The sequence below is a fragment of the Pseudomonas sp. 1912-s genome (genome assembly GCF_029269205.1).
GTDB lineage: Bacteria > Pseudomonadota > Gammaproteobacteria > Pseudomonadales > Pseudomonadaceae > Aquipseudomonas.
This window is the reverse complement of record NZ_JARIXR010000036.1, coordinates 1-20,890: the sequence shown is the minus strand read 5'-3', so window position 1 is coordinate 20,890 and position 20,890 is coordinate 1. Positions and strand designations below refer to the sequence as shown.

At 61.3% G+C, this 20,890-nt stretch carries 16 protein-coding genes; 6 read left to right on the top strand and 10 right to left on the bottom strand.

Annotated features, from left to right (window positions below; genetic code table 11):
• Positions 1-50: 50 nt before the first annotated feature.
• Positions 51-989 (top strand): alpha/beta hydrolase, encoded by a 939-nt coding sequence (locus P3C29_RS28770; protein ID WP_275966042.1) that lies wholly within the window; start codon positions 51-53, stop codon positions 987-989.
• Positions 990-1,064: 75 nt separating this feature from the next.
• On the top strand, positions 1,065-1,988 hold the full coding sequence (locus tag P3C29_RS28765; RefSeq protein WP_201124804.1) for a sel1 repeat family protein: 924 nt from the start codon (positions 1,065-1,067) through the stop codon (positions 1,986-1,988).
• 53 nt (positions 1,989-2,041) lie between these two features.
• Here the strand turns inward: P3C29_RS28765 and lepB are convergent, their stop codons facing one another.
• On the bottom strand, positions 2,042-2,710 hold the full coding sequence (gene lepB, locus P3C29_RS28760; protein ID WP_201124805.1) for a signal peptidase I: 669 nt from the start codon (positions 2,708-2,710) through the stop codon (positions 2,042-2,044).
• 161 nt (positions 2,711-2,871) lie between these two features.
• On the opposite strand from lepB, the gene P3C29_RS28755 reads away from it, so the two are divergent.
• On the top strand, positions 2,872-3,423 hold the full coding sequence (locus P3C29_RS28755; RefSeq protein ID WP_275966041.1) for a dihydrofolate reductase family protein: 552 nt from the start codon (positions 2,872-2,874) through the stop codon (positions 3,421-3,423).
• 309 nt (positions 3,424-3,732) lie between these two features.
• Here the strand turns inward: P3C29_RS28755 and cysS are convergent, their stop codons facing one another.
• Entirely contained in the window at positions 3,733-5,121 is a 1,389-nt protein-coding gene (cysS, locus tag P3C29_RS28750) for a cysteine--tRNA ligase (RefSeq protein WP_008432427.1), read from the bottom strand.
• Between the two features lie 18 nt (positions 5,122-5,139).
• Entirely contained in the window at positions 5,140-6,840 is a 1,701-nt protein-coding gene (locus P3C29_RS28745) for a glutamine--tRNA ligase/YqeY domain fusion protein (RefSeq protein WP_275966040.1), read from the bottom strand.
• Positions 6,841-7,086: 246 nt separating this feature from the next.
• On the opposite strand from P3C29_RS28745, the gene P3C29_RS28740 reads away from it, so the two are divergent.
• Positions 7,087-7,590: a peptidylprolyl isomerase gene (locus tag P3C29_RS28740; RefSeq protein WP_010166979.1), complete on the top strand. Its 504-nt coding sequence runs from the start codon at positions 7,087-7,089 to the stop codon at positions 7,588-7,590.
• A complete protein-coding gene (lpxH, locus tag P3C29_RS28735) occupies positions 7,587-8,336 on the top strand; it encodes a UDP-2,3-diacylglucosamine diphosphatase (protein ID WP_201124808.1) in 750 nt (249 codons plus the stop codon). Before P3C29_RS28740 ends, lpxH begins: the two co-directional genes overlap by 4 nt.
• 133 nt (positions 8,337-8,469) lie before the next feature.
• Here the strand turns inward: lpxH and P3C29_RS28730 are convergent, their stop codons facing one another.
• The 7 genes from P3C29_RS28730 to P3C29_RS28700 all read right to left on the bottom strand — a co-directional run bounded on the left by P3C29_RS28730 (position 8,470) and on the right by P3C29_RS28700 (position 19,504).
• Positions 8,470-10,002, bottom strand: a complete 1,533-nt coding sequence (locus tag P3C29_RS28730) for a DHA2 family efflux MFS transporter permease subunit (protein ID WP_010166975.1) — start codon at positions 10,000-10,002, stop codon at positions 8,470-8,472.
• 64 nt (positions 10,003-10,066) lie between these two features.
• Positions 10,067-11,284, bottom strand: a complete 1,218-nt coding sequence (locus P3C29_RS28725; RefSeq protein WP_010166973.1) for an efflux RND transporter periplasmic adaptor subunit — start codon at positions 11,282-11,284, stop codon at positions 10,067-10,069.
• A 15-nt stretch (positions 11,285-11,299) separates the two neighbouring features.
• Complete coding sequence (locus P3C29_RS28720; protein WP_010166971.1) at positions 11,300-12,763, bottom strand: efflux transporter outer membrane subunit; 1,464 nt, start codon at positions 12,761-12,763, stop codon at positions 11,300-11,302.
• Entirely contained in the window at positions 12,760-13,233 is a 474-nt protein-coding gene (locus P3C29_RS28715) for a MarR family transcriptional regulator (RefSeq protein ID WP_010166969.1), read from the bottom strand. Before P3C29_RS28715 ends, P3C29_RS28720 begins: the two co-directional genes overlap by 4 nt.
• 145 nt (positions 13,234-13,378) lie before the next feature.
• The gene (locus P3C29_RS28710; RefSeq protein WP_275966039.1) at positions 13,379-17,062 is read right to left on the bottom strand and encodes a translocation/assembly module TamB domain-containing protein; all 3,684 of its coding nucleotides are present in this window, start codon (positions 17,060-17,062) and stop codon (positions 13,379-13,381) included.
• Positions 17,062-18,789 (bottom strand): autotransporter assembly complex family protein, encoded by a 1,728-nt coding sequence (locus tag P3C29_RS28705; RefSeq protein WP_275966038.1) that lies wholly within the window; start codon positions 18,787-18,789, stop codon positions 17,062-17,064. The genes P3C29_RS28710 and P3C29_RS28705 overlap by 1 nt, the downstream gene beginning before the upstream one ends.
• 64 nt (positions 18,790-18,853) lie before the next feature.
• On the bottom strand, positions 18,854-19,504 hold the full coding sequence (locus P3C29_RS28700; protein ID WP_010166963.1) for a GNAT family N-acetyltransferase: 651 nt from the start codon (positions 19,502-19,504) through the stop codon (positions 18,854-18,856).
• A 179-nt stretch (positions 19,505-19,683) separates the two neighbouring features.
• On the opposite strand from P3C29_RS28700, the gene xthA reads away from it, so the two are divergent.
• The gene (gene xthA, locus P3C29_RS28695; protein ID WP_275966037.1) at positions 19,684-20,496 is read left to right on the top strand and encodes an exodeoxyribonuclease III; all 813 of its coding nucleotides are present in this window, start codon (positions 19,684-19,686) and stop codon (positions 20,494-20,496) included.
• Positions 20,497-20,890 lie beyond the last annotated feature (394 nt).

Here is a 20,890-nt window from a genome sequence, read left to right as displayed (position 1 = left end):
AACCTCAATCGCTAATCCCGGTATCGGGATCACTTTATGAGGTTCTTTCCATGGCATTCACTCCCCTTGTCCAGGCCCGTCTCGATGCCTGGGTTGCATCCGCCGCTGACTTCGGGCCGTTTCTCACCGGCCAGACAACCACCCTCACCCTCGATGAGCAGCGCAAGGCTTACGAGCAGGTGCTGTGCGCTCATCCGATTCCCGCCGGTGTGCGCTTTCAAGAGGTCGACATGGGCGGTGTGCCGGGCATGGTGATGGTGCCTGACGGGCTTGAGGGTGATCGGGTGTTGCTGTACATCCACGGCGGTGGTTATGTCGGCGGCAGCCCACGGGGTTACCTGAGCCTTGCCGGCCACTTCGCCAAACTGCTGGGCGCAAAGGTCTACCTGCCGGATTACCGCCTGGCGCCCGAGCATCCGTTTCCACTGCCCATCGATGACACATTGCGGGCCTATCGCTGGTTGCTCGACCAGGGTAACGACCCCAGGTCCATCGTGTTCTCGGGGGACTCGGCCGGCGGCGCAATGGTCGTGTCAGTGATGGTCAAGGCCCGCAACGCAGGCCTGCCGTTGCCCGCCGGCGGCGCCGCGTTGTCGCCGTGGGCCAACCTGGAACACACCGGCGCCTCCCTCGACAGCCGTGACGGCCTCGACCCGCAAGCCTCCCGCGCGGGGCTGACACTGCTCGCCAAGGCGTTTCTCAATGGCGTGCTGCCGAATAACCCCGACGCATCGCCGGTCTTTGCCGACGTAAGAGGATTGCCGCCGATCCTGGTACAGATCGGCGAGAACGAAGTGATGCTCAGCGATGCCATGCGCCTGGCCACCCACCTGGGGGAAAACCGGGTGCGTGTGTCGCTGGAGGTGTGGCCCGGCATGTTCCATGTCTGGCATCTGTTTGCGGGGATTTTGCCCGAGGGCATGCAGGCGCTGGAGAACGCCGCCCTGTTCCTGGACCAGGCGATACGGGGCCGCCACTCCCCCCAATAACTATCTGCCACCGCTGCATCAGGAGGCCCGCTTACCTTGACCGGATAACGCTCCTCCTACTTGCAGGTAATGACCATGTATTCGCATTCCGATGCACTGACCAAACTGTTTGATCTGCTCAAATCCTTGAGCGCACTGATTTCCCAATTGAACGTCCAGCAGCGGGCGGCGAAGCGCAAGGGCCTCGAACTGTATCAACTCGGCGAATTCGTAGAGTGCGAAACGCACTTGACCATCCCCGCCTCCGCTGGGGATGCCCAATCCCAATTCATCTTGGGCGACGCTATAAGGCGCCGGGAGGGCACTGACAGCTCCAACGCTCAGGCATGGTATCGCCTGGCCGCTGCGCAGGAGCATGTATACGCGCTGATGCGCCTGGGCGACGATAGCTCGCTGGCCACCGCCAGGCTCCTTGCCCAAGCGGCGGCCGATGCTGGTGACGGCGACGCGATGCTACAGATGTATGAGCTGACCCAGGATCAATCGTGGCTCAGAAAAGCAGGCGATGCCGGCTGCGCAGAGGCTTATTACATCGCAGCGCTGTTACTCGACAAGACACCGGACTCAGACCGCCAGCGCGATTCAATGTTGAGGCAATCAGCTTCGAAAGGCTTTCCGCCTGCGATGTACTGGCTTGGCAACATGCCCGCTTATTACCGCAACTTTGCATACCAGCGCACCTACCTGGAAAAAAGGCTGGCGGCCAGCCAACTCAACAGCGTGATGACCTATGCGGCCGCACTGGCGGGTGGCGCTGACCCAAGCCTCAGCCGCTATGACTACCCCGTCAACCTCACTCACGCCTATGGCCTGTATTGGCTGGTGATGGATAGCACCCGGCAAAACCCGCGGCACACTGAAGCCGCCACTCGACTGCGGGAACTGGCCAGCACGTTAAGTCCTGAACAAATAGAAGCGGCCAAGGCATTTGGCCGCGAATGGAGGGCCAGCCACCCTGCCCTGTCAGAGTTCAGATTGACGTACAGTGAATTGAAATGAGTCAGCGCCGGTCCATTAAAGATTGATAAAAGGCACAAGCACTGATCACCCCGCTACAAAATCGGCGCGCCAAATCGGCCCAGTCGTGGCATCCAGTGATCCAGGATCTGCGCTGACGCCAGGATATGGTGGGCATGCCCGATCAACAGCCGACGCGGCACAAACCCGATATAGCGGGAGTCATCGCTGTTGTCACGGTTGTCACCCAACATGAAATAACTGTCGGCCGGCACCACCACCGGGCCGAAATTGCGCAGCGCCCGTACTGTCGGCATGAACTGCACCGTGCGCTGGCTGCTGTTCGCACGCTCCGTCACCTTGATCCCCGGAACTGTTTGGCCAGGCGCGATAGGCTCGCGGATGTCCTGCCCATTGCTGTAGATGGCCGGCGTGCCGTTGACCCACAGCACCTCATCGCGCATTTCCAGGGTGTCGCCGGGAATGCCGACGATACGCTTGATCAAACGGATGCCGTCCTTGGGTGAGGAGAACGTCACCACGTCGCCCCGCCGGGGGTTATCCAGCTTGGCCAGTGAAATATCAGTGAGGGGCAGCTTGAGGTCGTACGCCACGCGATTGACCAGTACTACATCGCCCTCAAGCAACGTGGGGCGCATGGAACCGGACGGGATCGGGTTCCAGTCGGCCAGGGACGTACGGAAAACGCCGAAGCACAGCCAGAAAATGATTGCGTAACGGTAGCGGATTAACCAACGGCGCATACATCCTCGCATCACAAAAAAGGGCATCGGCACAGGCCGGGCAGCCCGTGGTTATTTTTGGCAATGGTCGCTTATTACACCGGAAGATTAAATTAACATTAGCGTTGCCGGACAATGGCAGCCGTTGTTTTCAAGCCCACAGAAAAGGAGTGTCACCCCCCATGGATATCAAATGCTCGGTCTTTATTGCAGCCAGCGTCGACGGTTTTATTGCCCGGCCAGACGGTGATATTGAGTGGCTTCATCGGACAGAGTACGAAGGCGCCGAACTGAACGGCGTGACCTATGAAGCCTTCATCGCCACGGTGGATGCGCTGGTGATGGGACGCAAGACCCTGGAAAAAGTGTTGTCCTTTCCTGAGTGGCCCTATGAGGGCACGCCGGTCATCGCGCTCTCTCATCAAACGGTTGAGCTGCCTGCGCAGTTGAAGGGCAAGGTTGAGGTGGTGAGCCAGGATGTAACCCGCCTCGTGGCCAAGTTAGCCGAGCGCGGGATGAAACACCTGTACATCGACGGAGGCCAGACGATTCAAGCGTTTCTTGAGGCGGGCTTGATCAACGAGCTGATCATCACGCGTATCCCCGTTGTGCTGGGCCAGGGAATTCCCTTGTTCAGCCAGGTGGGTGGCGAGCATGGTCTTCGGCATATCGCCACGTTTGCGTCGGGGAACGGGTTTGTTCAAAGCCGGTATGAGGTCAGTGGCAAGCGCTGATGGTAGAAGCAACGGCAAACACGGTCGAAATGTGGGAGCGGGCTTGCTCGCGAAGGTCGTTAACGATAACGCCTGTTTCGTGGATGAACGCGGCGCCCTCAGGTTCTTCGCGAGCAAGCCCGCTCCCACATTATGCAGCTCTGCGTTTGATCCTGAGCGGGTTTGCCCGCCCCTGCATGTGTCAACCATGTCCCCGCACAGCGGCCCCGTCCGGGACACGCTGTAAGCGCCGCTACCTGAATAACGGGTAGGCAGGCGAAAAAAAACGCCCCGAACCAGTCGGGGCGTTTTTAATTCAGCAATTACCGATCAAGCCTGATCAGCCAACCGCCACGTCGTCCCGCCCTTCCCGTCTTCCAACACCACACCCATCGCGGTCAGTTGGTCACGGATACGGTCAGACTCCGCCCAGTCCTTGTTGGCCCGGGCAGTCAAACGTGCCTGGATCAGTGCATCCACTTCAGCCGCATCCACACGCCCTTCAGCGCCCGCTTGCAGGAAGTCATCGGCTTCCATCTGCAACACGCCCAGCACGCTCGCCAGCTCTTTCAAACGTGCGGCAAGCCCCGCCGCCGCGTCGAGATCGCTCTCGCGCAGGCGGTTGATCTCGCGCACCATCTCAAACAGCACCGCGCAGGCTTCCGGCGTGCCGAAGTCGTCGTTCATCACTTCGGTAAACCGTGCAACAAACGCTTCGCCGCCCGCAGGCGCCACGGAGGGCAGGCCTTTCAACGCGTGGTAGAAACGCTCCAGGGCGCCCTTGGCGTCCTTGAGGTTGTCTTCCGAGTAGTTGATCGCGCTGCGGTAGTGGCTCGACACCAACAGGTACCGCACCACTTCCGGGTGGTATTTCTCCAGCACGTCACGAATGGTGAAGAAGTTGTTCAAGGACTTGGACATCTTCTCGCCATTGATGCGGATCATGCCGCAGTGCATCCAGGCGTTGGCGTAGGTCTTGCCGGTGGCCGCTTCGCTTTGGGCGATTTCGTTTTCGTGGTGCGGGAACTCAAGGTCGCTGCCGCCGCCATGAATGTCGAAGGTTTCGCCCAGGCAGCAGGTGGACATCACCGAGCATTCGATGTGCCAGCCCGGACGCCCGGCGCCCCACGGCGATTCCCAGCTCGGCTCGCCCGGCTTGGTGCCTTTCCATAGCACGAAGTCGAGTGGGTCTTGCTTGGCTTCGTCGACTTCGATCCGCGCACCGATGCGCAGGTCTTCGATTTTCTTGCGCGACAGCTTGCCGTAGCCCATGAACTTGGCGACGCGGTAGTACACGTCACCATTGCCCGGGGCGTAGGCGTAACCCTTGTCGATCAAGGTCTGGATCATCGCGTGCATGCCAGGGATATGGTCTGTGGCACGCGGCTCCATGTCCGGCTTGAGGATGTTGAGGCGGGCCTCGTCCTCGTGCATCGCAGCGATCATGCGCTCGGTCAGCGCGTCGAACGACTCGCCGTTTTCGTTGGCGCGATTGATGATCTTGTCGTCGATGTCGGTGATGTTGCGCACGTAGGTCAGGTCATAACCACTGAAGCGCAACCAGCGGGTCACCAGGTCGAAGGCAACCATGCTGCGGCCGTGGCCGATGTGGCAGTAGTCGTACACGGTCATGCCGCACACGTACATGCGCACCTTGTTGCCATCCAGCGGCTTGAAGACTTCTTTGGTCTTGCTGAGTGTGTTGTAGATCGTTAGCACAACAGTTTCCTTAAAGAATCACTGGCCCCACGAATCACGCAAGGTCACGGTACGGTTGAATACCGGAGCACCTGGTTTCGAGTCCTTGATATCCGCGCAGAAGTAACCTTCGCGCTCGAACTGGAAACGGTCTTCCGGCTGTGCGTCGCCAAGCGATGGCTCGGCACGACAACCTGTGAGAACTTGCAGCGAGTCAGGGTTGATGTTGTCCAGGAAACTGGCGCTGTCTTCGGCCTTCTCGGGATTCGGCGAGCGGAACAGACGATCGTACAGGCGCACTTCGCACTCGACGCTGGCCGCAGCCGGCACCCAGTGCACCACACCTTTGACCTTGCGGCCTTCCGGGTTCTTGCCCAGGGTGTCCGGGTCGTAGGAGCAACGCAGTTCGACGATGTTGCCATCGGCGTCCTTGATGGCTTCGTCGGCACGGATCACGTAGCTGCCGCGCAGGCGCACTTCGCCGTTCGGCTCCAGGCGCTTGTAGCCTTTTGGCGGCTCTTCCATGAAGTCATCGCGGTCGATGTAGATTTCACGGGCGAACGGCAGCTTGCGCACGCCGAGTTCTTCTTTCTGCGGATGACGCGGCAGTTCGAGGTTCTCGACCTGGTCTTCCGGATAATTGGTGATCACGACTTTCAACGGACGCAGCACGCACATGGCGCGCGGGGCGTTCGCGTCGAGGTCCTGGCGGATGCTGAATTCGAGCATGCCGAAATCCACCACGCCGTCGGAGCGGTTGGTGCCGACCATGTCGCAGAAGTTGCGGATCGACGCCGGGGTGTAGCCGCGACGGCGGAAGCCCGACAGTGTCGACATGCGTGGGTCGTCCCAGCCAAATACGTGCTTTTCATCGACCAGTTGCTTGAGCTTGCGCTTGCTGGTGATGGTGTAGTTCAGGTTCAGGCGGCTGAACTCGTACTGACGCGGGTGCGCCGGTACCGGCAGGCTGTCGAGGAACCATTCGTACAGCGGACGGTGGCTTTCGAACTCCAGGGTGCAGATGGAGTGGGTGATGCCTTCGATGGCGTCCGACTGGCCGTGGGTAAAGTCGTAGTTCGGGTAGATGCACCACTTGTCACCGGTCTGGTGGTGATGGGCGTGGCGGATGCGGTACATGATCGGGTCGCGCAGGTTCATGTTCGGCGAGGCCATGTCGATCTTGGCACGCAGTACACGGGCGCCGTCCGGGAACTCACCGGCGCGCATGCGGGCGAACCAGTCCAGGTTCTCTTCCACCGAACGGTCGCGGAACGGGCTGTTCTTGCCAGGCTCGGTCAGGGTACCGCGGTATTCCTTGGCCTGTTCCGGGCTCAGGTCGTCGACGTAGGCCTTGCCGGCCTTGATCAGCTCGACAGCCCAGTCGAACAACTGGTCGAAATACTTGGAGGCATAGCGCACTTCGCCGGACCATTCGAAGCCCAGCCACTTGATGTCGCTTTCGATGGCGTCGATGTATTCCTGGTCTTCCTTGGCCGGGTTGGTGTCGTCGAAACGCAGGTGCGTGACGCCACCGAACTCCAGGGCCAGGCCGAAGTTCACACAGATCGACTTGGCGTGGCCGATGTGCAGGTAACCGTTGGGCTCAGGCGGGAAGCGGGTGACGATCTGCGTGTGCTTGCCCGAATCCAGGTCCGCCTGGATGATCGGGCGCAGGAAATTGACCGGGACGGCAGGTCCGGCCTTGGAATTCGAGGTAGGGTCGACAGTGGGCTTGCTCATAGGATCCTTGAACAGACGAAGTACTTGGCCGGGTGAGGCCGACAAACAAAGGGCTTATCATAGCCGATGCTGTCAAGCCCCTGACAGAGCGTGGCCAAAAACTGCTGCATTTATTGCATGGGCGGTAAAAAACCACCTCGAAATTCCCGCAGGTCACGCTAAACTGCGCGCCTTGGTTGCGGTTTTTGCCAAGCAGGTAAGGCGCAAAACGCCCAAACCCACGAATTCCTTGAAAGAGTAGTGAACATGACTCAAGTCAAACTGACCACCAACCACGGTGACATCGTCATCGAGCTGAACGCCGAGAAAGCGCCGATCACCGTCGCCAACTTCATCGAGTACGTTAAAGCCGGCCACTACGAAAACACTGTTTTCCACCGTGTCATCGGCAACTTCATGGTCCAGGGCGGCGGTTTCGAGCCTGGCATGAAAGAAAAGAAAGACAAGCGTCCAAGCATCCAGAACGAAGCGGACAACGGCCTTTCCAACGACAAGTACACCGTCGCCATGGCCCGTACCATGGAGCCGCACTCGGCCTCCGCGCAGTTCTTCATCAACGTCGCCGACAACGCCTTCCTGAACCACAGCGGCAAGAACGTGCAGGGTTGGGGCTACGCGGTATTCGGTAAAGTCACCGAAGGCCAGGACGTTGTCGACAAGATCAAAGGTGTGCAAACCACCGGCAAGGCAGGTCACCAGGACGTACCGGTAGAAGACGTTATCGTCGAGAAAGCCGAGATCGTTGAGTGATATTGCTGATTTCAGATTTGCATCTGGAAGAGGAGCGCCCGGACATCACCCGGGCGTTTCTGGATTTACTGAACGGCCGCGCCCGTTCCGCCCAAGCGTTGTACATTCTGGGGGACTTCTTTGAAGCCTGGATTGGCGACGATGGGATGACGCCCTTCCAGCGTTCGATTTGCCTGGCTCTGCGCGAGCTGAGCGACAGTGGCACCCAGATTTTCATCATGCATGGCAACCGGGATTTCCTGATCGGCAAGGCGTTCTGCAAAGCGGCAGGCGCCACCTTGCTCAAGGACCCGAGTGTGGTGCAGCTCGCAGGCGAACCCGTGCTGTTGATGCACGGCGACAGCCTGTGTACCCGCGACGTCGGCTATATGAAGCTGCGCCGCATCCTGCGTAACCCCATCACTTTGTTCATCCTGCGGCACCTGCCCTTGCGCACGCGGCACAAGCTGGCGCGCAAGCTGCGCAGTGAAAGCAGCGCCCAGGTGCGGATGAAGGCCAACGATATTGTCGATGTGACGCCCGAGGAAGTGCCGAGGGTGATGCAGCAGTTCGGCGTGCGCACCCTGGTGCATGGGCACACCCATCGCCCGGCGATTCACAAGTTGCAGATTGGCGAGCAGGCGGCCAAGCGCATTGTGCTGGGGGATTGGGACAAGCAAGGGTGGGCGTTGCAGGTGGATGAGCAAGGGTTTCAGTTGGCAGCCTTTGATTTCGTCAATCCACAATTGGCACTGCCCGGCGCCTGACTCGCAGACACAACACCGATCAAATGTGGGAGCTGGCTTGCCTGCGATAGCATCACCTCGGTGTACCTGATGTACCGAGGTGTCTGCATCGCAGGCAAGCCAGCTCCCACATTGACCGAGCTCGGCCTTTCGATCAGTGGCCCGAAGCCTCCGGCCCCGCCTTCGCCGCAAACGGCGGTTTCGCCAGCCACACAATCACGATCAAGGCCATGAACATCCACCCCAGCAGCGTGAAGTAATCCACGGTGGACATCATATACGCCTGGCTGGTGAGGATCTGGTCCAGTTGCGCATACGCCTTGTGCCCTGCCCCGCCCAGCGCCTGCAAGGCATCCCGGGTGGCCGAGTCGTAGGTGGTCATGTTCTCGCTCATGTAGGCATGGTGCTGGTCCGCCCGGCGAATCCAGATCCAGGTGGTCAACGATGCCGCAAAGCTGCCGCCCAGGGTCCGCAGGAACGTGGCCAGGCCCGCACCGTCGGCGATTTGTGCCGGCGGCAGGTCGGACATCAGGATGCTCAAGGTCGGCATGAAGAACAACGCCACGCCGATGCCCATGAACAGCTGCACCAGGGCGATGTGGGTGAAGTCGACTTCATTGGTGAAGCCCGCCCGCATAAAGCAACTCAAGCCAATCGCGAGGAACGCCAGCCCGGCCAGCAGGCGCAGGTCGAACTTGTGCGCGTACTTGCCCACAAATGGCGACATCAGCACCGGCAGAATCCCGATCGGCGCCACCGCCAGGCCCGCCCAGGTAGCGGTATAGCCCATCTGGGTTTGCAGCCATTGCGGCAGGATCAGGTTGATCCCGAAGAAGCCCGCATACCCCAGCACCAACACAATCGTACCGATACGGAAGTTGCGGTAGGCGAACAGCCGCAGGTTGACCACCGGGTGCTCGTCGGTCATTTCCCAGATCACGAACACCGCCAGGGCGATGGCCGAGATCACCGCGCCAATGATGATGAAGTTCGACTCGAACCAGTCCAGGTCGTTGCCCTTGTCGAGGATGATCTGCAAGGCACCGACGCCGACGATCAGGCTCAACAAGCCGACGTAGTCCATCGGCTGGTAGCTGGTGACCACCGGGCGTTTCTTCAGTTGGGAACGCACCACCATCACCGCAAAAATGCCGATGGGCACGTTGATAAAGAAGATCCACGGCCAGCTGTAGCTGTCGGTAATCCAGCCGCCGAGGATCGGCCCGGCAATCGGCGCCACCACCGTGACCATCGCCAGCAACGCCAGGGCCATGCCGCGCCTGGCGGGGGGATAGACCGCGATCAGCAGCGTCTGGGTCATCGGGTACAACGGGCCGGCGACCAGGCCTTGCAGCACTCGGAAGCCGATCAGTTCGGGCATCGAGGTGGAAATACCGCAGAGAAACGAGGCCAGCACAAACAGGATGGTGGCCCACAAAAACAGCTTCACCTCGCCGAAGCGACGGCTCAGCCAGCCGGTCAGCGGCAGCGCAATCGCGTTGCTCACGGCAAACGAGGTGATCACCCAGGTGCCCTGCTCCGAACTCACGCCGAGGTTGCCGGAAATCGTCGGCAACGCCACGTTGGCGATGGTGGTGTCGAGCACCTGCATGAAGGTCGCCAGGGACAGGCCGATGGTGGCCATCAGCAAGCTGGGCGGCGTGAAGGAGGCGTTAGCGTTACTCATCGCGAATCCTGTGCAACATGATGGGCGCTACGGCCGCCGGGGCCGCAGCTGATGGATTGGCGAATCAGCGCTGGGCAGCCTTGGGAGCGGCAACGCTGTTGTCATGGATCAGTTGGGTGATCATGGCGTCGGCTTCAGCCAACTGGCGGTCGTACACGTTGGTGGTGAACGAGGCCTTTTGCGGCGCCTGCTGGGCCAGTACCGGGCCGCTCTGGTCATGCAGGTCGACGTTGACCACGGTGGACAAGCCCACCCGCAGCGGGTGCTTGGCCAACTCTTCGGCGTTCACATGAATGCGCACCGGCACCCGTTGCACGATCTTGATCCAGTTACCGGTGGCGTTCTGCGCCGGCAGCAAGGCAAACGCGCTGCCGGTACCCGCGCCAAGGCTGTCGACGGTGCCGCTGAATTTCACGTCGCTGCCGTAGATGTCAGACTCGATATCCACCGGCTGGCCGATACGCATATCCCGCAGTTGGGTTTCCTTGAAGTTGGCGTCGATCCACAGTTGATCCAGCGGGATTACCGCCATCAGCGCGGTGCCCGGCTGAACCCGCTGGCCCAGTTGCACGGTACGCTTGGCCACATAACCGGTGACCGGTGCGATCAGGGTGCTGCGGGCGTTGGTCAGGTAAGCCTGGCGCAACTGCGCGGCGGCGGCCTGCACGTCCGGGTGGGACGAAATCACCGTGTCATCCACCAGGGCGCTGGTGGTCTTGAACTGTTGTTGCACGTTGGCCAAGGCATTCTGCGCCGAGGTCAGGTCGTCGCGGGCGTGGGACAGTTCTTCCTGGGAAATCGCCCCGCCGGCGGCGAGGTTTTTACGGCGGTTGTAGTTGTCCTGAGCCTTTTGCACGTTGGCTTGTTGCGCCAGCACCTGGGCTTTCATGCCATCGACGTTGCTGTACAAACCCCGCACCTGGCGCACGGTGCGGGCCAGGTTGGCCTGGGCACTTTGCAGGCCCACGGCCGCATCGTTCGGGTCGAAGTTGATCAGCACCTGGCCTTCATGGACCAGGTCGCCGTCGTCGGCGCCGATGCTCACCACGGTGCCCGTCACCAGCGGGGTGATTTCCACCACGTTGCCGTTGACGTAGGCGTCGTCGGTGCTTTCGCTGAAGCGGCCATAGAATTCGTACCAACCCCACACGCCCACGGCGCCGAGGATGACGATCAGCGCCAGGACAAACAGCATGACTTTGCGTTTGCGCGGGTTGCTGGTGTTGGGTTGTTCACCCTTGTTTGTTTCAGGAGCGTTGTTGCTGGTTTCGGCAGTGGCCATGACAAGTACCTTGAATTATTCAGTGCGCGTGGCTGGGGTGGTCGAGGCCACGTTATCGGCGTGGAAACCGCCGCCCAGGGCCTGCATCAATTGAATCGAAAGATCGATTTGCTCGGCATTCAGGGTGGCCAACTGGCGTTGGGCCTGGAGAAGTTGTTGTTCGATGCTGAGCACGTCCAGGTAATTCCCGATACCTGAGCTGTAACGCTGGACCCCGGTGTCGTAGGACTGCTGGGCAATGTCCGCAGCGTGTTGCTGGGCCTGGATCTGCCGGCCGGTCTCGCGCAACTGCACGAGGGTGTTGCCGATGTCGCCCAAGGCTTGCACCAGGGTTTTGTTGTATTGGGCCACGGCCAGGTCGTAGTCCGCGTCGCGGGCATCGAGGTCGGCGCGCAGGCGACCGCCATCGAAGATCGGCAGCGAGATCGTCGGCGCAATGCTGAAGAAGCGGCTGGCCGAACCGAACATCGCATCCCCCAGCAACGACTCGGCCCCGGCACTCGCGCTCAGGTTGAGGTTGGGGTAGAAACGGGTCTTGCTGGCCGCGACATTCTTGCTCGCCGCCTCCACACGCCAGCGCGCGGCGATCAGGTCCGGACGACGGCCCACCAACTCGGCAGGCAACACCGACGGCACGGCAACGGCGCTCGGCTTGAGCACGTTGGGGCGTACCAGTTCGCTGCCGCGGTCCGGGCCTTTGCCGAGCAACACGGCGAGGGCGATTTTGGCGCTCTGCAGTTGTTTTTCCGCATCGATCAGTTGCGACTGGGAGCTGGCTTCCAGGCTTTCGGTTTGCTGGTACTGGTACTGACTGTCGATCCCGGAGTTCAGGCGACGCTGGCCCAGGTCGAGCATTTGCCGGGTGCGCTTGAGGTCATCATTGGCCAGGTCACGCACGATATGGGCCTGGCCCAGGTCGCTGTAGGCCTTGGCGACGTTGGCCGCCAGGGTCAGGCGCGCAGCCTGTTGGTCGACTTCGGCGGCGCGGGCCTGGCCCAGGGCCGCTTCCCAGGCAGCGCGCTGGCCACCCCACAGGTCGAAGTTGTAATTGAAGCTGGCACCGATGTTGCGCACGGTGGCATAGGCATCGCCCTGGCCCAATGGGTCCTGGTCCTTGGCCAGGCGCGAACGGCTGACACCGGCGCTGGCATCCAGGGTCGGCATGCGCTCGGCGTCGGCAGCATAGGCGGCGGCTTCGGCCTGGTGGGCACGGGCACTGGCCACTTGCATGTCGGGGCTGTTTTGCAGGGCTTCCTGGATCAGGCCGTCGAGTTGTGGGTCGCCGAGGCTTTTCCACCAGTCGGCGGTGGGCCAGGCGGCGCTCGACAACGTCACACCGCTGAGGGATTTGCCGGTTTGCAGGTTATTGGCTTCGAGGCGTTTGCCTTCTGTGTTCAAGCCGCTGAAATTGGCACAACCGGCCATAGTCATGGCCACCAGCACGAGGCTGAGGCCGGCACGCAAGGAGCGATTGTTCATGCACTACCTACCCGCTGAATGGTGATGGGGTCACCCGCAGCTATCAGAATTTTCTTCAAGATTTTTTCCAGGGTTTGCAATTCACCCGGTTCCAGCGCGCCCGCCAATTGGTTCAGGGCCTGGGCGCCGATCTCCGGCAGCATGTCGGCCACGCGCTGGCCTTCCGGGGTCAGCACCAACTGCACCTGGCGCCGGTCTTGCTCGGAACGCTTGCGCGCCAGCAGGTCCTTTTGTTCCAGGCGGTCGAGCATGCGGGTCATGGAGCCGCTGTCCAACGACAGGTTGCGGCACAGCTCGGCGGGGGTGTCGACGCCGTACTGGGCCATGATGATCAACACTTTGAACTGTGCGGCGGTGATGCCGTGGGGTTCCATGTGGGTGTCGATGATCTTGTCTTTGAGCAGCGCAGCACGGCCCAGCAGCAGGCCGAGGTGGCAATTGTGGAAGTTTTCGGGGGTGAAGTGCTTCATCGTGACCAACCTATTAACTGCCTAAGCAGTGAATGTATGTCACGATGTTACTGCCTAGGCAGCGAATGTCAAACGAATAGTTAGGTTGCTTGCTAATTAGCGGATAAATGGTGGGAGCCGGGCTCCCACCTTTAATGTGTACGGATCAGAAATCCCGCTTGTAGAAAATATCCAGGGAGCTGGCCACGCCGCTGGCCACTTCCAGGTACACCTTCTTGCTCAGCAGGTAACGCAAGGCAATGGTGTTGGCCGGTTCGAACACCCCCACGCCATACCGCAGGCTGAGCTTCTCGGAAATCTTGCCGCTGGCCACCACGGCGGTGTTGGTGCCGCTGCCCTGGGTGTCGAGTTCGAAGTCCTGGAGCCCCAGGTTCTTGGCAATGTCCGAGGTCACCCCGGCGCTGCCCATTAGCCCAAGGCCTAGCGCTGCTTCAGCGAGCATGTTGTTGTCCTCGCCGGTGGTGGTACGTGAACGCCCCAACACCAGATACGACAACGCATCCTCTTGGGCCATGGCCGGCTCCGAGAAAATTTGCGTCGTCGGCTGCTCGGCACTGCCGCTCAGACGAATACCGGCGGTGACTGTCCGGGACGGCTCGGTGGTTATCCGCACGGCCTCGATATCCAGGTACGGCTGGTCAATCGGCCCGGCGAACAGCAACCGCGCGCGGCGCACCGTAAGGCGCTGGCCGTAGGCACGATAGCGGCCGTCGTTGAGCCACAGTTCGCCACGGGTGTCCATGTTGTCGCCGATGTGCACGTGGCCTTGCAGGTTGGCGGTGAGGCCGAAGCCGGCGAAGCTCAACCTGTCCTTGCCCACCTCCACATCGATGTCCATCGCCATGGCCATCGGCGGCTTGCCCTCTTCGGTCTGGCTGCCGACGATCACCGTGTCATCCGAGACCTTGACCGTCGACGGCGGCAGTTCGCGCACGGTGATCTCGCCCTTGGGGATCTGCACCTTGCCGGAGATCGCCAGCTTGTCGTTTTTCATGCTGATTTTCAGGTCGGGCGCCACTTCCAGGGCCGCGTACGGTTCTACGGTGACCGGCAGTTGCGTGCCTTGCAGCGCGATGTCCACCGCCAGGGCCTGGCCCCAATCGATCTGGCCCTTGATAGTGCCCTGCCCGGCTTTGCCGCTGCGCCAGCCACCATTGAGCTGCACGCTTTCGCCGGCAATCAGCGCCTGGATATTCAGGCCTTCGAAGCTGGTGGGCAGTTCCGGACCGGAGATTTCGCCGCCCACCAGGTTGATGCTGCCGTTGACCTGAGGCGCCAGCAGGCCGCCGCCGATGCGCCCGTTACCGTTGAGCTTGCCGTTGAGCTTCTCGACCATCGGCACAAACGGCCGGGCCACGGCGAGGTCGAGGCCGGTCAGGGTGAAATTGCCGGTGATCGGTTTGTTCTTCGGCAGCGGATTGATCTGCGCCTGCAACCGCAACTCGCCAAGCTTGCCACCCCGGAAGTTGAGCTGGGTATCGATGCGCGTGGGGTTGAGGGTGGTTTCCAGCTTCAGGGTGTCGTAGGGGAAGTCCAGCCACTGGTCCTTGTCCTTGACCCGCAAGGTGCCGCCGCTGGCATCCACCGACACCACGCCTTTGGGGCCGCTGGCCGGCAGGTCGAGTTGCACGTCGGCATTGAGCTTGCCCTGCCAGGCAAAGTCTTTCGGCAAAAACGCCGCCAGGCTGTCGATGGGGAACTGCTTGAGGTGATAACGCAGCTTGGGCTCGGGCATCAGGCGCTGGTCTTCGCCACACAGGCTCGCCGAGCCGGATACCCAGCAGTGGGCAGCAAAGGTCAGCTTGCCATCGGCCAGGCGCTCGATTTTAGCCGGGGCTTGCAGCTTCCAGTCCTGGCCACCCGCCTGCACATCGCCGCTGGCAAGGCGCCCGCGCCAGTTGCCTTTGTCGAGGTTGCCGTCCAGGGCCAGGGCCAGCTTGAGCAGCGGGCCGGCGAGGTCGAGCTGGACTTTCTGGCTTTTGATATCGCCCTGGGCGCTGGCGGTGAAGGTGCCGACCTGGGTTTCACCGGCCTGGATGCCACTGCCTTTAAGGTCGATTTTGGCGCGCTGGGCGTTATCGAGGTTTGCGTCCAGGGTCAGGTTTTGCAGGCGATTGTCTTCAAACGCCAGTTGTTGGCCAACCAGGCTGAGCTTGCCTTGCGGCGCTTTCAGGGTACCGGCGACGTCGAGGCGCCCGTTCATTTGCCCGCGCAGTTGCGGCCAGAGTTGGGCGAGGCGCGTCAGCTTGATGTCGATCTGGCCCGCCAGCCGCTGTTGCAGGCTACCGCTGCCGTAGATGCGGTTGTCGCCGAGGCGGATGTCCAGCGTACCAAGAGTCCACTGCTCGCCTGCGCCTTCGGCCTTGGCCTGGAGCACGGCAGGTTGGCCGCGCAGGCGGCCCTTGAGGTCGAGGTCGGCGTTGAGCTTGAGCTGCTCGTTTTTCATTTCACCCTTGCTGCGCAGCGGGCCAGCGAGGGTGCCGGGCAGCTCGGCAACCCAGTACGCCGGGTTGATGGCCGACAGGTCGAGTGCCGTGTCCCAGGCAATACCGTCGGCAAATTGCAGGTTCAGGTGGCCCTCGGCCTTGCCCTGGCCGGCGGCGAGTTTCAGCTCGGGGAGGAACACTTGCTTGAGGTCGCCACTGAACGGGCTGGCCAGGCTGAACTTGCCTGCCGGCCCGTCGAGGTCGGCCTTGAAGTTGCCCAGGTAGTTGCCGTCCTTGTAGGAAACTTCGCCATTGAAGGTACGCAAGGCTACTTGAGGTTCATCGATGACCGGGTACAGGCGATGCCAGGGGAAATCCAGCCAGTCGATTTTTGCGTCGGCGCTGAAGCCTTGCTGCCAGTCCAGATTGGCACTGAGCTTGAGGCTCTGCTGGTCACCGGCATTCAAGTCCAACCCGGCGATCTGCGCGCCCTTGGCGTCGACCTTGCCTTGCAGCAGCAAGTCCACCGGGCCTTTCTCCGCCGGCAGTACGGCTTTGCCCAGCAACTGGTAACCGTTGCTCAGGTCGCCCTTGGCCGTCAGGTCCAACTGATTGAGTTGCAGGGTATCGGGCAAGTCGGCGCTGGGTTTGAAGCCATCGGCGGTGATGTGCAACTGCGCCGGCAGGTTTTCCACCAGGGGTTGCAACTCGCCGCTGAGCTTGGCCGGCAGGTAGCCGCTGCTGTCGGCGTCGAGCTTGAGGGTTTTGAGCAAATCGCCATCGACCTTGAGCGCCAACGTCCAGGGCGCACCGTCCGGTGCATAAGGCAGGCTCAGGTTACCGGCAGCGGTCAGTGGCCAGTTGCCGGTGGGCTGCAGCAGGCCGGATAGATCCAGCACCAGGCCGTCCCGCTGCAGGTGCACCGAGTCAATCTGCATGCCGGCAGCGGTCCAGTGCGCCGCCAGTTGCAGGCCCTGGAGTTCTTCGCTGCCGTTAAACAGCAGGCTGCCGACGCGGATGTCACCCAACTGAAGGGCGACCGGCAATTTCAGGTCCGGCAGGGTGATCGGGCCGCTGCTGTCTTCCGCGCTGGGTGGAAATTGCAGGCTCACCTGCTCCACATCCAGTTGGTTGATGCACACCGTCATGCGCATCAGGCACGCCGGCGCCCAATCGAACTTCGGCGTCTGAAGCTCTACGCGGCTGCTGTCTTGTTGCCATAACAGATGGTCGGCACTCCACTGCCCGCCCAGGCGACCCTGGAAATTTTCCACGGTCAACCCCGGCACCTGGCCCAGCACCCAACGGCTGCCGACTTGGGTACCCAGCACCGTCCAAAGCGCCAGCACTATCAGCGCGAGGACCGCCACCACGGCCAGCCCCGCTATTTTCAAACCACGCATCACAGCTCAGGCCCCATGGAAAAGTGCAAACGAATGCCGCCCGGATCTTCGAGGGCATGGGCCAGGTCGAGGCGGATCGGGCCGACCGGCGACACCCAGCGCACGCCCACACCCACACCGGTTTTCAGGCTCGGCATTTCCAGGGTGTTGAACGAGTTGCCTTGGTCGATAAAGGTCGCGATCCGCCATTTTTCGGCGATGGAATATTGATACTCGGCGCTCAGGGCCACCATGTAGCGGCCACCGATGCGGTCGCCACGGTCATTCTCCGGCGACAGGGTCTGGTACTCGTAACCGCGCACGCTCTGGTCGCCACCGGCAAAAAACCGCAACGACGGCGGCACGGATTTGTAGCCGTTGGTGGCACTGCCACCAAACTGCGCCCGCGCCAGGAAGCGGTGGTTGTCCCACAACGTGGTCAAGCCCTTGATGGTCGCCGTGCCGTAAAGCAGGTTGGTGTCGGAACCCAGCCCTTCCTTGGCGACCTTGGCGTCGAACAACAGGCGATAGCCGTTGTGCGGGTCGATGCGGTTGTCACTGCGCAGGTAGGAGTAACTGATGCCCGGCATCAGCAGCGTGCTCAGGCCCGAGTCATTGCCCAGGCGATATTCTTCGCGCTGCCACTTGAGCGAGATCACCCGCGTCCAGCCGCTGGGCAACTTGCTGTGCCACTCGGGCCCGAGGGTGAGCAGTTTACTCAGGGTGTCGGTGTTGGCGATTTCTTCATTCTGGTAGCCGCCGGCGAAACGCAGTTTGTCGGTCAGGGGCGGGTCCAGGGGAATGTCGTACCACAGCCCGACGTTCTGCCGGGGCGCCGACAGCTCGGCTTCCCAACCATAACTGTGGCCCTGGGGGTTGACCCAATGGCGCGTCCAGTTGGCCTTGCCACGCGGCCCGACGTCGGTCGAGTAACCCAGGCCCAGGCCCATGGTGCGGGGCTTGCGGGTCTCAAGTTGCACGGCCACCGGAATCACGTCGTTCGTCGACGCAGCAGGTGCGGCGTCCACGCGTACGCCTTCAAAAAAGCCACTGCCTTGCAGGTTCTGGTTGAGTTCGGCGATCAGTTCGGAGTCGTAGGGTGCGCCGCTCTTGAACGGCACCATGCGTTGCAGCAGGTCTTCATCAAACGGCGTATCGCCGGCAAAGCTGACCTTGCCCAAGGTGTAGCGTGAGCCACTGTCATAAATGAGTTCGATATCGGCCACACCCGCCTTGGGGTCGACCGAGAGTTTCTGGCTGGTAAAGCGCCCGCTGAAAAAGCCGTAGCGTGACGCCTGGTTCTGGATGACGCGCTTGGCGTCTTCGTAGTTGCCGTGGTTGAGCACGGCACCGGGTTTGAGTTCGTCGCTGGCGGGCACGCGAAAGGCTTTGAGGTCGGCCGCCTGGCCATCGACCCGAATGGTCACATTGCGCAAATGCACCGGTTCGCCGGGGTCGATGGTGAGGATCAGGCGCGGGTTCTTGCCGCCCTTCACATCGCTGGCGATCTGCGGCTGGTAGAAACCCAACGCCTGGGCAGCCTTGCGGGCCTGCTCCTCGGCGCCACGGCTGAACCGTTGCAGGGCTTCTTCGTCACGATCGCCGACCCCGCCGATATAGCCTTCGATGTTGGCTTTCAACGCGTCGTTTGAAGGTTTGATGCGCACATCCAATTCGCTTTGCGCCAAGGCGCCGCAGCTCGTGAACAGCAGAATCAAGCCGCTGGTAAATCTTCCTGGAAACTTCATAGGCCGGGATGCTACACGAGCTTGGGAGCGGGTTAGAACCCGGATTTGTCTGAATAATTCTGTCTTAAACCGTTGCAGCCTGTAACACCTGCGGATTTGCGTGAAAGAACACGTGTTCCAGGACAGGTCCTACAGCCACCTCGCCGATCTCTTCATAGCCCTGGCGTTTATAGAACTCCAGGTAGCGAGAATTCCCCGTGTCCAACACCACGCCGGAAGAATGCGGGTCTTCGGCGCACCAGTTGTGAACCGCTTCGAGCAATTGCTCGCCGTAGTGTTTGCCCTGGAATTGCGGGTGAATCCCCAGCAGCGGCAGCACATGCACCGAGTCCGAGGGCAGGCACGCCAACACGGCCTGGTGATATTCCAGGTAGCGCCGGGTACCGCGAACCCCGGTGCTCAGCCACATGCGCAATTGCCAGGCCCAGCTTTCGGTAATGCCCAGGCGTCGCGTGGGCGGCGCGATCAGGGCGATGCCGATCAACCGGTCGTTGACCAGCAGGCCAATGGCCGGCAGGTTCTGGAAAAAGTGCTGCTTGACCAGCTCACGCACCGTGGCGCGCACCCGCTGTTCGTAGCCGGGACGTTCGGCTTCGAAGATGTAGGCGAACGTCGGCTCATGGCGATAGGCCTGGTACAGCAGGGAACGGGCTTCGCGGGAATAGCCGCTGTCGAGCATGTGAATCTGGGCGATGGCAGTCGAGGTGTCCGGCATGGCAGTGAATCTCCCCTGGGCGCTGACTCAAAAAGGTTGCGCTCTTGTTAGTACGAGCCCACAGCAACCGACTCGTTCCCTCCTTTCAGACCTTAGCAGTGCCCAACTCCTACCGCCACGCTGGCCCCCGTCCGACTTGTCGGCTAGCATCGCCCTTTTGCCAGACTGGACTGCCGACCATGAAAATCGTCTCTTTCAATATCAACGGGCTGCGCGCCCGCCCTCATCAGCTGGCGGCACTGATCGAGAAACACCAGCCGGACGTGATCGGCCTGCAGGAAACCAAGGTCCACGACGACCAGTTCCCGCTGGATGAGATCAAGGCCCTGGGCTATCACGTGTATTACCACGGGCAGAAAGGCCACTACGGTGTCGCCCTGCTCTCGCGCCAGGAACCGCTGGCACTGCATAAAGGCTTTGCCAGTGACGAGGACGACGCCCAGCGCCGGTTTATCTGGGGCACCTTCGCCGATGCCAACGGCAACCCGATTACCATCATGAACGGCTATTTCCCACAGGGCGAAAGCCGCGACCACCCTACCAAGTTCCCGGCCAAGCAACGTTTCTACGAAGACCTGCAAACCTTGCTGGAGTCGCAGTTCAGCAATGACCAGGCCGTGGTGGTGATGGGCGATGTGAATATTTCCCCGGAAGACTGCGACATCGGCATCGGTGCCGACAATGCCAAGCGCTGGCTGAAGACCGGCAAGTGCAGCTTCCTGCCGGAAGAGCGCGAGTGGATGGCCCGCCTGAAGAACTGGGGCCTGGTGGACAGCTTCCGTCACCTCAACCCGGACGTCGCCGACCGCTTCAGCTGGTTCGATTACCGCAGCCGCGGCTTTGAAGACGAGCCCAAGCGCGGGTTGCGGATCGACGTGATCATGGCCTCCCAAGGCCTGTTGCCGCGGGTGAAGGACGCCGGTGTGGACTACGACCTGCGCGGCATGGAAAAACCCTCCGATCATGCGCCGATCTGGCTGGAACTGAGCTGATTTCTTAACAGCAGCGCCGTTAAATCTGGGAGCGGGCTTGCTCGCGAATACGGTGTGTCGGTCACCGGATACGTCGACTGACACACCGTATTCGCGAGCAAGCCCGCTTGTATGCTAGGACTTGAAGGGAGGAGGAGGGACAAAGCCCGATTCTGACTGTTGGCGCAGTACAGACCGTGGGAGATTTCGCCCCTCCTCCTTTCACCCAAGCGCCGATAAAGAATGCATCTGGCTATGACCGACGATAGGAACAAGCCTGCGCCTCTGGGTGAGCCCTTCAAGTGCTCAAAACCATAGCCCGGAGGAAGTCCCATGGCAATGCCAGTTCCTGTCTCAAAGCCGATCATTGGCGTCGATGTTGCTAAAAATGAGCTGGTGATTTACCACGCACGCC

Coding starts and splice junctions, on each gene's coding strand:
- P3C29_RS28770 (WP_275966042.1), top strand. CDS start 51: ATGGCATTCACTCCCCTTGTCCAGGCCCGTCTCGATGCCTGGGTTGCA.
- P3C29_RS28765 (WP_201124804.1), top strand. CDS start 1,065: ATGTATTCGCATTCCGATGCACTGACCAAACTGTTTGATCTGCTCAAA.
- lepB (WP_201124805.1), bottom strand. CDS start 2,710: ATGCGCCGTTGGTTAATCCGCTACCGTTACGCAATCATTTTCTGGCTG.
- P3C29_RS28755 (WP_275966041.1), top strand. CDS start 2,872: ATGGATATCAAATGCTCGGTCTTTATTGCAGCCAGCGTCGACGGTTTT.
- P3C29_RS28745 (WP_275966040.1), bottom strand. CDS start 6,840: ATGAGCAAGCCCACTGTCGACCCTACCTCGAATTCCAAGGCCGGACCT.
- P3C29_RS28740 (WP_010166979.1), top strand. CDS start 7,087: ATGACTCAAGTCAAACTGACCACCAACCACGGTGACATCGTCATCGAG.
- P3C29_RS28730 (WP_010166975.1), bottom strand. CDS start 10,002: ATGAGTAACGCTAACGCCTCCTTCACGCCGCCCAGCTTGCTGATGGCC.
- P3C29_RS28725 (WP_010166973.1), bottom strand. CDS start 11,284: ATGGCCACTGCCGAAACCAGCAACAACGCTCCTGAAACAAACAAGGGT.
- P3C29_RS28720 (WP_010166971.1), bottom strand. CDS start 12,763: ATGAACAATCGCTCCTTGCGTGCCGGCCTCAGCCTCGTGCTGGTGGCC.
- P3C29_RS28715 (WP_010166969.1), bottom strand. CDS start 13,233: ATGAAGCACTTCACCCCCGAAAACTTCCACAATTGCCACCTCGGCCTG.
- P3C29_RS28710 (WP_275966039.1), bottom strand. CDS start 17,062: ATGCGTGGTTTGAAAATAGCGGGGCTGGCCGTGGTGGCGGTCCTCGCG.
- P3C29_RS28705 (WP_275966038.1), bottom strand. CDS start 18,789: ATGAAGTTTCCAGGAAGATTTACCAGCGGCTTGATTCTGCTGTTCACG.
- P3C29_RS28700 (WP_010166963.1), bottom strand. CDS start 19,504: ATGCCGGACACCTCGACTGCCATCGCCCAGATTCACATGCTCGACAGC.
- xthA (WP_275966037.1), top strand. CDS start 19,684: ATGAAAATCGTCTCTTTCAATATCAACGGGCTGCGCGCCCGCCCTCAT.